The 13,626-nt window shown below is 40.8% G+C and carries 18 protein-coding genes and 2 other annotated features; all 18 genes read right to left on the bottom strand.

What is annotated here, in order from left to right:
* Positions 1 to 214 precede the first annotated feature (214 nt).
* The 18 genes from ABC374_RS26215 to ABC374_RS26130 all read right to left on the bottom strand — a co-directional run bounded on the left by ABC374_RS26215 (position 215) and on the right by ABC374_RS26130 (position 13,625).
* Positions 215 to 820: a class I SAM-dependent methyltransferase gene (locus ABC374_RS26215; RefSeq protein WP_413020442.1), complete on the bottom strand. Its 606-nt coding sequence runs from the start codon at positions 818 to 820 to the stop codon at positions 215 to 217.
* Positions 821 to 1,015: 195 nt separating this feature from the next.
* Complete coding sequence (gene rplL / locus ABC374_RS26210) at positions 1,016 to 1,375, bottom strand: 50S ribosomal protein L7/L12 (RefSeq protein WP_034305050.1); 360 nt, start codon at positions 1,373 to 1,375, stop codon at positions 1,016 to 1,018.
* Positions 1,376 to 1,438: 63 nt separating this feature from the next.
* A complete protein-coding gene (gene rplJ / locus ABC374_RS26205; RefSeq protein WP_048677870.1) occupies positions 1,439 to 1,939 on the bottom strand; it encodes a 50S ribosomal protein L10 in 501 nt (166 codons plus the stop codon).
* Between the two features lie 39 nt (positions 1,940 to 1,978).
* Positions 1,979 to 2,129 (bottom strand) — a sequence feature (ribosomal protein L10 leader region).
* A gap of 50 nt (positions 2,130 to 2,179) precedes the next feature.
* On the bottom strand, positions 2,180 to 2,872 hold the full coding sequence (gene rplA / locus ABC374_RS26200; RefSeq protein WP_048677868.1) for a 50S ribosomal protein L1: 693 nt from the start codon (positions 2,870 to 2,872) through the stop codon (positions 2,180 to 2,182).
* Between the two features lie 104 nt (positions 2,873 to 2,976).
* Positions 2,977 to 3,402: a 50S ribosomal protein L11 gene (rplK, locus tag ABC374_RS26195; RefSeq protein WP_034305057.1), complete on the bottom strand. Its 426-nt coding sequence runs from the start codon at positions 3,400 to 3,402 to the stop codon at positions 2,977 to 2,979.
* Positions 3,403 to 3,576: 174 nt separating this feature from the next.
* Positions 3,577 to 4,110: a transcription termination/antitermination protein NusG gene (gene nusG, locus ABC374_RS26190; RefSeq protein WP_048677866.1), complete on the bottom strand. Its 534-nt coding sequence runs from the start codon at positions 4,108 to 4,110 to the stop codon at positions 3,577 to 3,579.
* A gap of 255 nt (positions 4,111 to 4,365) precedes the next feature.
* Positions 4,366 to 4,548 (bottom strand): preprotein translocase subunit SecE, encoded by a 183-nt coding sequence (gene secE, locus ABC374_RS26185; RefSeq protein ID WP_034305062.1) that lies wholly within the window; start codon positions 4,546 to 4,548, stop codon positions 4,366 to 4,368.
* A 50-nt stretch (positions 4,549 to 4,598) separates the two neighbouring features.
* Positions 4,599 to 4,748, bottom strand: coding sequence for a 50S ribosomal protein L33 (gene rpmG, locus ABC374_RS26180; RefSeq protein ID WP_413020139.1), 150 nt, complete (start codon positions 4,746 to 4,748; stop codon positions 4,599 to 4,601).
* A gap of 201 nt (positions 4,749 to 4,949) precedes the next feature.
* Positions 4,950 to 5,582 (bottom strand): RNA polymerase sporulation sigma factor SigH, encoded by a 633-nt coding sequence (gene sigH / locus ABC374_RS26175; RefSeq protein ID WP_094246690.1) that lies wholly within the window; start codon positions 5,580 to 5,582, stop codon positions 4,950 to 4,952.
* Between the two features lie 85 nt (positions 5,583 to 5,667).
* A complete protein-coding gene (locus ABC374_RS26170; RefSeq protein ID WP_413020138.1) occupies positions 5,668 to 6,177 on the bottom strand; it encodes an NYN domain-containing protein in 510 nt (169 codons plus the stop codon).
* A gap of 4 nt (positions 6,178 to 6,181) precedes the next feature.
* Entirely contained in the window at positions 6,182 to 6,925 is a 744-nt protein-coding gene (gene rlmB / locus ABC374_RS26165; RefSeq protein WP_350300871.1) for a 23S rRNA (guanosine(2251)-2'-O)-methyltransferase RlmB, read from the bottom strand.
* Positions 6,922 to 7,344 carry a Mini-ribonuclease 3 gene (locus ABC374_RS26160; protein WP_350300870.1) on the bottom strand — a complete coding sequence of 141 codons (423 nt, stop codon included), beginning with the start codon at positions 7,342 to 7,344 and terminating at the stop codon, positions 6,922 to 6,924. The genes rlmB and ABC374_RS26160 overlap by 4 nt, the downstream gene beginning before the upstream one ends.
* Positions 7,345 to 7,347: 3 nt before the next feature.
* Complete coding sequence (gene cysS / locus ABC374_RS26155; protein WP_350300869.1) at positions 7,348 to 8,745, bottom strand: cysteine--tRNA ligase; 1,398 nt, start codon at positions 8,743 to 8,745, stop codon at positions 7,348 to 7,350.
* 1 nt (position 8,746) lies between these two features.
* Complete coding sequence (cysE, locus tag ABC374_RS26150; protein WP_101225864.1) at positions 8,747 to 9,397, bottom strand: serine O-acetyltransferase; 651 nt, start codon at positions 9,395 to 9,397, stop codon at positions 8,747 to 8,749.
* Between the two features lie 85 nt (positions 9,398 to 9,482).
* Positions 9,483 to 9,732: a binding site (T-box leader), on the bottom strand.
* 42 nt (positions 9,733 to 9,774) lie between these two features.
* Complete coding sequence (gene gltX, locus ABC374_RS26145) at positions 9,775 to 11,232, bottom strand: glutamate--tRNA ligase (protein WP_350300868.1); 1,458 nt, start codon at positions 11,230 to 11,232, stop codon at positions 9,775 to 9,777.
* 90 nt (positions 11,233 to 11,322) lie between these two features.
* Positions 11,323 to 11,802 carry a 2-C-methyl-D-erythritol 2,4-cyclodiphosphate synthase gene (gene ispF / locus ABC374_RS26140; RefSeq protein ID WP_283916485.1) on the bottom strand — a complete coding sequence of 160 codons (480 nt, stop codon included), beginning with the start codon at positions 11,800 to 11,802 and terminating at the stop codon, positions 11,323 to 11,325.
* A 14-nt stretch (positions 11,803 to 11,816) separates the two neighbouring features.
* Positions 11,817 to 12,506, bottom strand: a complete 690-nt coding sequence (gene ispD, locus ABC374_RS26135; protein ID WP_413020137.1) for a 2-C-methyl-D-erythritol 4-phosphate cytidylyltransferase — start codon at positions 12,504 to 12,506, stop codon at positions 11,817 to 11,819.
* A 21-nt stretch (positions 12,507 to 12,527) separates the two neighbouring features.
* The gene (locus ABC374_RS26130) at positions 12,528 to 13,625 is read right to left on the bottom strand and encodes a PIN/TRAM domain-containing protein (RefSeq protein WP_413020136.1); all 1,098 of its coding nucleotides are present in this window, start codon (positions 13,623 to 13,625) and stop codon (positions 12,528 to 12,530) included.
* Position 13,626 lies beyond the last annotated feature (1 nt).

Here is a 13,626-nt window from a genome sequence, read left to right as displayed (position 1 = left end):
TTATAAGGATCCATTTGCCTCGGAAAAGGAATCATTTCCATAGACAAAAAGAAAATGGTTTTTATTTTAAAAACCACTATTTCTCATAAAACGAACTATTATTTATATATTTTTCCCATATTATCCATTGATTATACACCAATGGTATAAAAATTGCATAGTTACGGAATTATATATATGCATTTTATAATACTAACATAGCGAAAATTTAGAGTCAAACCTTTTTGGATAATAGTATATAGTAACCCTTTTTCTTAACGGGCACCTCAATATTTCCAAATAATTGCTCCATTTTATCCATTGCGGATGGAGCTCCTTGTTTTTTTTGAATGACAACCCATAATTCTCCACCAGCTACCAAACTGCGATAGCTTTCTTCTAAAATTTCGTGGACTACACTTTTACCTGCGCGAATGGGAGGGTTCGTAAGAATCGCTGCGAATTGATTGGAGGCAACTTTGTCAAAACGATCACTTTCGTAAATCTTCACGTTTGCGATCCCATTAGATGCAGCATTCTCTCTTGACAATTCAACTGCCCGGCTATTTATATCAATCATTTCTATCGTTCTATTGGGATAAGCTGCCGCAATCGATATTCCAATTGGTCCATAACCGCAACCAACATCGAGAATATTTCCTTCCACAGCCTCATTAAGGTTAAAACTCTCAACCAAAAGACGCGATCCGAAATCAACTTCCTTTTTCGAAAAAACACCATTATCACTTTTGAAGCGAAATGTACGTCCCTTTAATGTGAAATCCCAAAATTTCGGATTGCTTACGACATCCGGTTTTTGTGAGTAGTAATGCTCTGTCAGAGTCATCTCCCCCTATCAGAAAGGAATATTGAAGATTTAATGAGAGAAGAGAATTGAAGAATGGATGCTTGCATGCCGGAATGTCGTAATAACGAAATCCTCGTTATCAAACCATTAACGGCTAATTTCCGTCATTTCTTTAAAAATGAAGAAAAAAAGCCCGCCAGTGATAGCGAGCTTTTTGTTTATGCAAGATTACTTAACTTCAACGCCAGCTCCAACTTCTTCAAGTTTAGCTTTGATTTCTTCAGCTTCTTCTTTAGAAGCAGCTTCTTTGATTGCTTTTGGAGTGTTGTCAACAAGTTCTTTTGCTTCTTTAAGTCCAAGACCTGTAACTTCACGTACAGCTTTGATAACTTTGATTTTTTGATCTCCAGCAGATGTAAGGATTACATCAAACTCAGTTTTTTCTTCAGCAGCAGCGCCACCAGCAGCAGCTACAGCTACAGGTGCAGCAGCAGTTACGCCGAATTCTTCTTCGATAGCTTTTACAAGGTCGTTTAATTCTAAAACAGTCATATTTTTAACTGCTTCAATGATTTGATCTTTAGTCATTTTTATTTCCTCCTCGAAATGGTTGGTTTTTTTTTGAATCAGCAGGCTAAATAAGCGGTCAGCTTACGCGCCTTGTTCTTCTTTTTGCTCTGCAACAGCTTTTGTAGCAAGAGCAAGTCCGCGCATAGGTGCTTGTAGCACGCTGAGTAGCATTGAAAGTAGGCCTTCGCGTGAAGGTAGTTCTGCAAGAGCTTTAATTTCTTCAGCAGTTGCAACATTTCCTTCGATAACTCCAGCTTTGATTTCTAAAGCTTCATGTTTTTTCGCAAAATCGTTAAGGATTTTTGCTGGCGCAATAACATCTTCAGTTGAGAATGCAATTGCGTTTGGACCTGTTAATGATTCGTTCAAAGCGCTAAGTTCAGCACTTTCAGCAGCACGGCGAGTCATAGAGTTTTTGTAAACTTTAAACTCAACGCCAGCTTCACGAAGTTGCTTACGAAGTTCTGTTACTTCAGCAACAGTCAATCCACGGTAGTCAACAACTACTGTTGATTGGCTTGAAGTTAACTTTTCAGAAATCTCAGCAACGATTTTTTGCTTTTGTTCAATAATTGCGTTCATCCTTACACCTCCTGTAGATTTGCTTGAAAACATTTATACCGTTTCAAAGAAAAAGCCTTCATCTCTATTGCAGACATGAAGGCAGTAATTTCAAAAGTCATAGTCCAGGACTATTATTATCGAATTACCTCGGCAGGGAATTAAGCTCGTAATGAGCACCTACTGTCTACGGTACAAATAGTATTCATTTATTCACAACAAAACTTATTATAACAATAATAGTTTTGGTATGTCAATTATTTATTTGAAAGAAGAAGGATCAACTTTCACACCAGGGCCCATTGTAGTTGTTACAGAAACGTTTTTCATATAAGTTCCTTTAGCAGCCGCAGGTTTAACTTTCAATAATGTATCATAGATAGTAGTGAAGTTTTCCACTAGTTTAGCATCTTCGAAAGATACTTTACCGATTGGAGCGTGGATGTTACCAGCTTTATCTACGCGGTATTCAACTTTACCAGCTTTGATTTCATTAACAGCTTTCGTTACATCGAAAGTTACTGTGCCAGTTTTAGGGTTAGGCATTAAACCTTTAGGTCCTAATACACGGCCAAGTTTACCAACTTCACCCATCATGTCTGGAGTCGCAACGATTACATCGAATTCGAACCATCCTTGTTGGATTTTGTTGATGTAGTCAGATTCGCCAACGTAGTCAGCACCAGCAGCTTCCGCTTCTTTTGCTTTTTCGCCTTTTGCGAATACTAATACGCGTTGAGTTTTACCAGTACCATTCGGAAGAACAACAGCTCCACGAATTTGTTGGTCGGCTTTCTTAGGGTCTACGCCTAAACGGAAAGCAACTTCAACAGTCGCATCGAATTTTGCGAAGTTTGCTTTTTTAGCAACTTCGATTGCTTCAGTTACAGCATAAGCCTTAGATACTTCTACAAGCTTAGCTGCTTCAAGATACTTTTTACCTTTTTTAGCCATGATATAAATCCTCCTAAATTGTGGTTTTAACGGAATGACCTCCCACGAATAAAGGTTGCGAGTATCAATCGCAACCCCGTAGAAACAAATAGCAATTACATGGATTAGTCTTCGATGACAATACCCATGCTGCGAGCAGTACCTTCAACCATACGCATTGCAGCTTCAACGCTTGCAGCGTTTAGGTCAGGCATTTTAGTTTCAGCAATCTCGCGCACTTGATCACGCTTGACTGTAGCAACTTTATTACGGTTAGGTTCACCAGAACCAGACTCGATACCAGCTACTTTCTTAAGCAATACTGCAGCCGGTGGAGTTTTTGTAATGAATGTAAATGAACGGTCTTCAAATACCGTGATTTCAACAGGAATAATTAGACCAGCTTGATCTGCTGTACGAGCGTTGAACTCCTTACAGAATCCCATGATGTTTACACCAGCTTGACCTAATGCAGGACCGACTGGCGGTGCCGGATTCGCTTTACCAGCAGGAATTTGCAATTTAACCATTTTAATTACTTTTTTAGCCACGAGACACACCTCCTTATAAGTCCGTGATGTGGTAATAGGGTAATACCCTCCCACTCATCTTGAATTCTTTATATATTAATAAAGAATGCTTGTATCGTTGAGGCCTAAAAATTGAAACATACTGACCTTTGAAATTTTACCACTTTCAAAAGGCAATTTCAAGTTTTTTTCCGTTTATAATTTTTCCACTTGATTAAAATCAAGTTCAACCGGTGTATCACGGCCGAACATATTGACTAGAACCCTTACTTTACCTTTGTCTTTATCAAGTTCTTCAATAGGGCCGGCAAATGTTGCAAATGGTCCTTCCTTAACTTGAACCGTATCACCGATTTCAAAATCAACCTCGATTTTGCTTTCATCTACGCCCATTCGCTTAAGAACGACTTCAATTTCTTCCGGCAGCAATGCAGTCGGTTTTGAACCAGCTCCAGATGAACCTACGAAACCTGTTACTCCAGGCGTATTCCGGACAACATACCATGAATCATCAGTCATGATGATCTCAACCAACACATATCCTGGAAATACTTTCTTTTTGGTCACTTTCTTTTTGCCATCTTTCACTTCTGTTTCTTCTTCTTCTGGAACTACAACGCGAAAGATCTTGTCTTCCATCCCCATAGTTTCAACACGTTTTTCCAAGTTAGCCTTAACTTTGTTCTCATAACCTGAATAGGTGTGAACTACATACCAATTCTTTTCCATGTGTTAGGACTTTAACGTCCTTCCCTCCCTGCAATCAATCATTTTCTTTATTAATCTTTATCTTTGAACGTTTTAGCCAAAAAACCATACGGCGTCATCCCGACTTAACTAGAATATATTGTGATGAACATATTACAGCAGTGCTCGATTTTGAACTTCTTCACTTATTAAAAAAGACAAATTAAAAAACCCGTTTCCGGGCTTTTCTGCTGACACATATTATTCTATCACTATTATACCTTATTTTCGAATCTCTTATTCAATAACTAAGCGAATTAATTCGGAAATGCCCAAATCCACCACTGTAAAGAATAAAGCCATAAATACTACAGTCGTTACCACTACGATTGTATATTTGGTAAGCTCCTTGCGTTTCGGCCAGCTTACTTTTTGCATTTCGCGGGCGACTCCGCTGAAAAATTCGGTAAAACGTTTCATGAATGTACCTCCAAGCATTAGAAGCTTCTGTCAATCTATTTATAGAACGGTTATTTCGTTTCCTTATGAATCGAGTGTGAGTTGCACGTACTGCAAAATTTCTTGATTTCCAGTCGTTCGCCGCTTGTCGATTGTTTGCTCTCATAACTATAATTCCTTGTACCGCAACCAGTGCAGGCAAGAACTATTTTTTTTCGCATTAGATACACCTATCCTATCTACTATATCCATAAAACCTTATCACGGCTGTTTTTTATTGTCAATATCAAAGCGGGTTTCGACGATTATGGGCACCGGAAATCAGAATATCGGTTTACTTGACATCCATTAAAAATCTTTGTGAATAATAAACTTCCATGTGGAGAAGGGACAGATGAAATTAAGCGGAAAAAGCGGAGGGATTATAAACTGATTTCCCTTACTTCCAGATAGCGCTCGAGCTTTCTTTTCACCCGCTGAAGGGCGTTGTCGATTGACTTAACATGCCGGTTCAACTCTTCCGAAATTTCTTGGTAGGTTTGTCCATCCAGGTAAAGAGCTAACACTTTTCTCTCAAGATCACTCAGGAGCTCGGCCATCTTTAATTCGATATCGTCAAACTCTTCTTGGTTGATGATCAGTTCTTCCGGGTCCAAAACTTTCGTACCCGATATAATATCCATTAGAGTTCGATCCGATTCCTCATCGTAAATGGGCTTGTCCAGGGAAACATAGGAATTGAGCGGAATATGTTTTTGACGTGTTGCTGTTTTGATAGCTGTAATGATCTGCCTCGTAATGCATAGTTCTGCAAATGCTTTAAAAGAAGATAATTTATCCCCTTTAAAATCACGGACGGCCTTATATAAACCAATCATACCTTCTTGCACGATGTCTTCCTTATCGGCACCAATCAAGAAATAAGTCCTTGCCTTCGCTCTTACAAAATTACGATACTTTTGGATCAAATAATCCAGCGCTTCACTGTCTCCAGTGTGCACCAACCCTATCAATTCATCATCCTCAAACTGCAGATACTTTTCGTTAAGCTTCATTCCGAATTTGAGACCCACATTATATCCCCCTGACCTGACTCAGATAGAAATATTATACAGCAGGTAAATTTTACCCGTCAATGGTTCATATTTTACCCCGGCGCCATTTTTCGAAAATTTCTGCCACTTCTTCACTTAAAGGAATTTTAGCCACGGGTCTTATCGTCGTTGTTTTTCTTACATCTTTCTTGATTTCGCCTTGAATTTCTTCCATTTCAATAAGCAGTTCACGAGCGGATATCCTTAGGGCCCCTTGGCCGAAGATCACCCACTGTTCCGTGAAGTCAGAGGTTGCCACTTGAATTTGCGTTTTGACATTATTCAGTTCAATGGCCATCTTTTCAATTCTTTCATCCGCAGTTTCATTTTCTTTTGTAAAAATTACGTCAACTTTGTGATTTTTGAATATGCGGGCAATACCCTGAACATATTGAGCGTCAAATACGACAATTACACGGTATCCGGTAAATGCTTGATATTCCGCCATCATTTCTATCAACCGGTCCCTTGCAGCAGCAAGATCCCGTTCCTTTAATTCTCTCAGTTCCGGCCAAGCTCCAATAATGTTATAACCGTCCACTAACAGAATATTCATTTCATCATTGCCCTAGAGGATTTCTTTTTCTATAAACCTCATACATCAATAAACCGGCTGCTACCGATGCATTTAACGAAGTTACTTGACCTGCCATAGGGAGACGGACGAGAAAATCACATTTATCCTTCATTAACCGGGCCATGCCTTTTCCTTCGCTGCCGATAACAAGTCCGATAGGCATCTTTCCATCCATGTTACGGTAATCATCGCTGCCTTTCGCATCGGTACCGACTATCCATACCCCACGCTCTTTCAACTCTTCAACCGCTCTTGCCAAATTTGTAACGCGAGCTACCGGAATATACTCGATTGCACCCGTCGAGGCTTTTGCCACTGTTGCAGTCAAGCCCACCGCTCTCCTTTTTGGAATGATGATTCCATGGGCACCGACTGCATCAGCCGTCCTCATGATCGACCCTAAATTATGCGGATCTTCAACTTCATCAAGAATCATGAAAAAAGGTGCTTCGTCCCGTTCAGCCGCTTTTGCGAATAAATCATCCAGCTCCACATATTCATATGCAGCAACTTGTGCGACAACGCCTTGATGGATGCCTTCTGCCATTTGGTCAATTTTTTTCTTCGGTACGATTTGCACGAATACCTTCTTTTCCTTCGCCAGACCGATGAGTGGTTGCATCGAGCCTTTTTGCGAGCCTTCGGCTATCCAAATTTTATTAATATCCCGTTCGGAGCGAAGAGCTTCCAATACGGGGTTTCTGCCAATGATATATTCTTCGCTCATGGGTTACTCCCCTTTTCTTCTTCAATGTATTCAATGGATTTTTTGATGAGTTCTTCCATTCTTTCTATTCGGCCGGATAAATACAAAAATCCCATAAGTGCCTCGAAGGCTGTACTGTAGCGATACGTTTGCACATCTGTATTCTTCGGTACCGTACCGGATTTTGCATTTCGCCCGCGCCTAACGACTGCGGATTCCTCTTCCGATAAACAATCTGACTCCAGGAAAAAGTGGATGACTTTATTTTGCGCCTTAGCCGCTACAAAAGATGTAGCTTTTTTATGAAGTAGATTGGGCTTGACCGATCCTTTTTGAATGAGGTGATGCCGTATATATGTTTCGAATACGGCATCACCTATATATGCTAAAGCAAGACTGTTCAGCATTTTTGCATCTACCTTACTATCGTAATGAAGCATTAATTACCCTCTTTTCCATCTTGTACCTTGAGGGGTATCCTCTAATATGATATTCATGTTTTTCAAGCGATCACGAATTTCATCAGATAACCCAAAATTGCGGTCTTTCCGCGCTTGAATTCTCTGCTGTATCAACCCTTCAATTTCTTCATCCAAAAGCCCCTCTTCTTCAAGGGATAACCCCAGGACAGAAAATAAGATGTTGAATTTATCAAGGAAAGCGTTAATCACTTCCTTGTCTGTGTTTTTCTCCATCAAGTAATAATTCGCCTGTTTGGAAAGTTCAAAGAGCATGGATATTGCATTAGCTGTGTTGAAATCATCGTCCATTTCCTTAATGAATTGTTCCTGTAATTCATTAAGCTTCTCCAACCAAACATCATTATTCTCAGTCAATCCGTCACTTACTTGAAGACGATGCTTTAAGTTTTGATAAGATGTCCTTAAGCGTTCAAGGGACGCTTTTACATTTTCAAGCACTTCTTCGCTATAATTGATGGGATGACGGTAATGTACAGATAACATGAAGAAGCGTAACACTTGTGGATCATGCTTCTGAATGATGTCATGCACAAGGACGAAATTGCCTAAGGACTTAGACATTTTTTCATTCTCAATATTTATATACCCGTTATGCATCCAATAATTCGCAAAGGTCTTACCCGTCAATGCCTCGGATTGTGCAATTTCATTTTCATGATGCGGAAAAGCCAGATCTTGACCCCCTGCATGAATATCGATCGTATCGCCCAAATACTTTTTGACCATTGCGGAGCATTCTATATGCCAGCCAGGACGCCCCTTACCCCATGGGCTCTCCCAAGATATTTCATCATCCTTGGCCGTTTTCCAAAGGGCAAAATCAAGGGCATCTTGTTTTTTCTCCCCTATTTCAATACGGGCCCCCACTCGCAGCTCATCGATGGACTGATGTGAAAGCTTTCCATATCCCTCGAACTTACGAGTGCGGTAATACACATCCCCTTCAGATTCATAAGCGAATCCTTTTTCAATTAATGCCGAGATGAATTCAATGATTGCATCCATGTTCTCCATTACGGTTGGGTGAGCATCCGCTTTTTTGCAGCCCAATGCCGACACGTCTTCAAAATAAGCCTTGATGAAACGCTCTGAGATGGTCGGTACATCTTCACCCAATTCTTTTGCCGCGCGAATCAGCTTATCATCCACATCCGTAAAGTTCGAAACGAATTGCACATCATATCCACGGTAATCCAAATACCTACGAACGGTATCGAATACGATTGCCGGTCTTGCATTACCTATATGAATGTAATTATAGACAGTGGGCCCGCATACATACATCTTCACCTTTCCCTCTTCAATCGGGACGAAGGTTTCCTTTTTTCTTGTTGCTGTGTTATATATTTTAATCGCCATATTATAGACTCCTTTCTTCCTGCTTCTGTTCAGCCAACTTCTCTCTTAAGGCCCTGAGTTCACTATCCAATTCCTTAAAGCGATCAGCGATTGGATCAGGAAGATCACAATGATTTAGGTCTTTGTTGATTTTGATACCATCTTGAATGACCACTTTACCTGGAATGCCAACCACTGTAGAATTAGGCGGCACCTCTTTTAAAACAACCGATCCTGCACCGATTTTTGAGTTTTCCCCAACAGTGATGGAACCCAGCACTTTTGCTCCTGTAGCAATCAGGACATTATCCTTTATCGTAGGATGACGTTTTCCCTTTTCCTTTCCTGTCCCCCCGAGGGTTACACCTTGAAAGACGGATACATTGTCGCCAATTTCACAAGTTTCGCCAATGACGATCCCCATTCCATGGTCAATGAAGAAACGACGGCCAATCGTAGCCCCTGGATGAATTTCAATTCCGGTAAAAAACCGACTGATTTGAGATATACTTCTTGCCAGGAAAAAGAATTTCTTCTTGAATAGTGCGTGAGCCATCCTATGACTCCAAATTGCATGTAAACCCGCGTACGTCAATATGACTTCCAAATAGCTGCGCGCAGCAGGATCTTGATCAAAAACCACTTCGATATCCTCTTTAAACATCTTTAACAAAATGATTCCCCCCTATGTGCCGTCCTTTTCCAACATCCCCTTTTGAAGCTTTTAAAGCATATAAAAAAGCGTCTCTGTCCAAATAGACAGAGACGCTTGAAGCGCGGTTCCACTCTGTTTGGAATGTAAAAACCAGATAAAGCTTTTTCCTGTTTTTTTCATCCCCAACTTTAATCCCTGTAACGGAGGAAATTCCGCCTGTGCCTACTATAAGTTAGTTCAGCAAAGGACTCAAGGGTGCATTTCAGAAAACGAGAGGCTTGAACCACTTTCAGCAGGTTATGGTTCTCTCTAAAAAGCTTCGTTTACTTACTTCTCCCCATCTACGCGTTCTTTTGTAAGATTATTAAATACTATATTACATTTTCGACAAATTGTTAATATAAAATACTCTGAATACGCTGTTTAATTTTTTCCTTGCCCAGTAATGAAATCGCCTTAGGCAAGTCAGGACCATGTGTTTGGCCCGTGACGGCAGCCCTTATCGGCATGAATAATTTTTTCCCTTTATGACCTGTGCCTTTTTGTACGGCTTTAATCGACTTCTTGATTTCATCCGCGTTAAATTCTTCAAGCCCTTCAATCTCCTGAAGGAAAGCTTTCATGACTTCCGGCACCTGTTCTTCAGCCAGCACTTCCTTAGCTTCTTCCTCGAACACGACCTCATCCTTGAAAAACAGTTCAGATAGCTCGACTATTTCCGCTCCATAACTCATCTGCTCTTGAAAAAGGGAAACTAGCCCATGTACCCACTCTTCTTCTTCGGCGGTCAGTGTCTCTGAAACCTTCCCCGCTTTAATTAAGTGAGGCATTGACAAGTCCACTGCACGATTGACGTCCAATTGCTTCACATATTGGTTATTCATCCATGTAAGCTTTTGTTTATCGAAAAGTGCAGGTGATTTAGACAGCCGGTCAGCATCGAAATTATTAATGAATTCTTCCTTCGTGAAAATCTCTTCCTCCCCGACCGGAGACCATCCTAGTAATGTAATGAAATTGAATAACGCTTCAGGAACATAACCTAGCTCTTCATATTGCTCAATGAATTGAATGATCGACTCATCACGTTTACTCAGTTTCTTCCTGCTTTCGTTTACAATCAGCGTCATATGTCCGAATACCGGCGGTTCCCAGCCGAAAGCTTCATAAATCATCAATTGTTTTGGAGTATTGGAGATATGATCATCACCGCGAAGGACATGGGAAATCTTCATCAAATGATCATCGACGGCCACTGCAAAGTTATAAGTTGGAATGCCATCTTTTTTAACGATAACAAAATCACCAAAGCCATCTGTTTCAAATGAAACCTCATCCTTGACCATATCTTTGAAAGTAAGGACCTTCCCAGCTGGAACGGCAAAGCGAATGCTCGGTTTTCTTCCTTGTGCCACTAGTTCCGCTTGCTCTTCCTCAGTTAAATGCTTGCACTTCCCAGAATATTTTGGCGTTTCATTGCGTTCGACCTGTCCTTCACGCTCTGCTTCAAGCTCTTCTTCCGTACAATAGCATTTATATGCTAAACCCTTATCCAAAAGCTCTTGATACAATTCCTGATAAAGGTCGTTCCTTTCGGATTGACGATATGGCCCGTATTCACCGCCTACATCAACACCTTCATCCCAATCCATGCCAAGCCATTTCAAATATTTAAGCTGACTTTCCTCTCCGCCTTCAATATTTCTCTTTTGGTCGGTATCTTCAATACGGATGATGAATTTCCCGCCTTTATTTCGTGCGTATAAATAATTAAATAAAGCAGTCCGTGCATTACCAATATGTAAATGTCCAGTCGGACTCGGTGCATAGCGAACTCGAATATCGCTGCTCATGATATATATAGACCTCCCAGTCGTTCAATTCTATTGTATATATTATCATTTAAATACATTGGGATAAAGGCATCCACCCTAAAAACGAATTTAGTTTGATTTAACCAATAAGACTACAGCCTGTGCCGCGATTCCTTCGCTCCTGCCTGTAAATCCAAGTTTCTCGGTAGTGGTCGCCTTTACATTAATTCTGTCTATCGACGCATCTAAAAGTTCAGCAATCCTGCCTCGCATTTCCTCGATATACGGTGCCATTTTTGGGCTTTGTGCAATGATTGTACAGTCCGCATTGCCTAGGGAATATCCTTCTTTTTTTACGATCGCCCAAATATGCTGCAGCAGTTTTGCCGAATCGGCATCTTTAAATTCAGGGTCGGTATCCGGAAAATGCTTACCGATATCCCCTGCACCAATTGCCCCCAAGCAAGCATCGGCAACAGTATGCAGAAGGACATCCGCATCCGAATGACCTAGCAGACCTTTCTCATACGGAATCGTAATCCCGCCAATTATCAAAGGTCTTCCTTCCACAAGCTGATGAACGTCATATCCTTGTCCTATTCTAAACATATCATTCTCCCCAATCATCTTTTTCCATGTTGTTGTTTATGTAAAATCGCTTCTGCAAAATAAAGGTCTTCCTGAGTCGTAATTTTAATATTATCATAATTGCCCTGAATAATAACTACCTGTTCATTGATCCGCTCTAGCAAACTTGCATCATCCGTCCCTAAAAATGCTTCAGCTTCTGCCTGTTCATACGCATTTTTTAATATGGATAAACGAAAAGCTTGTGGAGTTTGTACCGCCCACAAGCTTGATCGTTCCACTGTTTCCACTACCTCTTTGTTTGCCGCTTTTTTAATCGTATCCTTAACGGGCACTGCAATTACGGCACCTCCATGCAGGGAGGCGGAAGTAGTCAATTCACTGATTTGCCCAAGATTGATAAAAGGGCGGGCACCGTCATGGACCAGGATGATGTCTTCTTCTGCATGTTGCAGTCCATTATACACGCTTTGTTGGCGCTCCTTGCCGCCCATGACCAGTTTCTTGACCTTTTTAAGCCCATACGCTGCTATCAATTGATTGAAATAATCCTTTTCTGCCGGGTTTATCGAAAGGATAACCCCCCGACAGTCAGGATCTTCTTCGAAGACACGCAGTGTATAAACAATGATCGGGATACCCGATAGTTCAATAAAAAGTTTATTCTTGCCCGCCTTCATTCTTTTGCCTTGTCCAGCTGCAGGTATCACTACTTCATAAAACATAACGGTTTCTCCTACTCTTCTTTATAATGCTTTTTCTAATAGTTTCGGTTTAGCGAATATCATCCGGCCTGCAGAGGTTTGCAATACACTTGTGACAAGTACATCGATCCGTTTCCCGATATGATCACGGCCACCCTCGACTACAATCATGGTGCCATCATCCAAATAAGCGATGCCTTGGTTCTGCTCTTTCCCGTCCTTGATGACTTGAACATTCATCTCTTCCCCAGGAAGTACCACAGGTTTTACGGCATTGGCCAGGTCATTGATATTAAGGACCGCCACATTTTGAAACTCGCATACTTTGTTTAAATTGAAATCATTGGTAACGACCATTCCGCCCGATATTTTGGCAAGCTTCACTAGTTTACTGTCCACTTCCTGAATGTCTTCAAAATCCCCCTCGTACATCTCCACTTTAATCGGTAGGTCTTTTTGAATTCGATTCAAGATATCCAAACCGCGTCTTCCGCGATTCCTTTTCAATGCATCAGATGAATCGGCAATGTGCTGCAGTTCGTTTAATACGAATTGAGGAATGACTATGGTACCCTCCAGAAAGCCCGTCTGACAGATATCCGCAATTCTACCATCAATGATGACGCTAGTATCGAGAATCTTCAGCCGCTTGCTATACCCCTCTTCATCCTCTTCGCTCGCATCACCATCAGTATTCTTTTTCTTATTGCTTTTCATGAATAAGCTCAATAGCTCATCACGTTTTTTAAAGCCCACTTGAAAACCAAGATAACCAAATAAAAGCGTAAGGATGATAGGTACCACTGTATTTAAAATAGGAACCTTGATGGCACTGAAGGCGGAGCCAACCAAGAACGCCGCAAGCAGTCCCACTAAAAGGCCGACGCTGCCAAAGATTATATCCGTAATCGGTATCTTAACAAGCTGTTCCTCCAGCCACTTCATAAAATAGATCACATGATCTACTGCCCAAAAAGTTATAAGATAAAAGATAATGGCACCCAACAGTACACTTACATAAGGATTGTTTAATAAAGCAATATCGTCTGCATGTAAAACAATTAATAATTCAGGAATTAGTAACATACCAAGTGTTCCGCCGACTATTAAGAAGCATGCTTGTATAATGCGTTTTAACATC

This window comes from Peribacillus phoenicis, from assembly GCF_047238085.1.
Lineage (GTDB): Bacteria > Bacillota > Bacilli > Bacillales > DSM-1321 > Peribacillus.
Note: the sequence above shows the minus strand (reverse complement) of the source record. Positions and strands in the feature narration are given on the sequence as shown.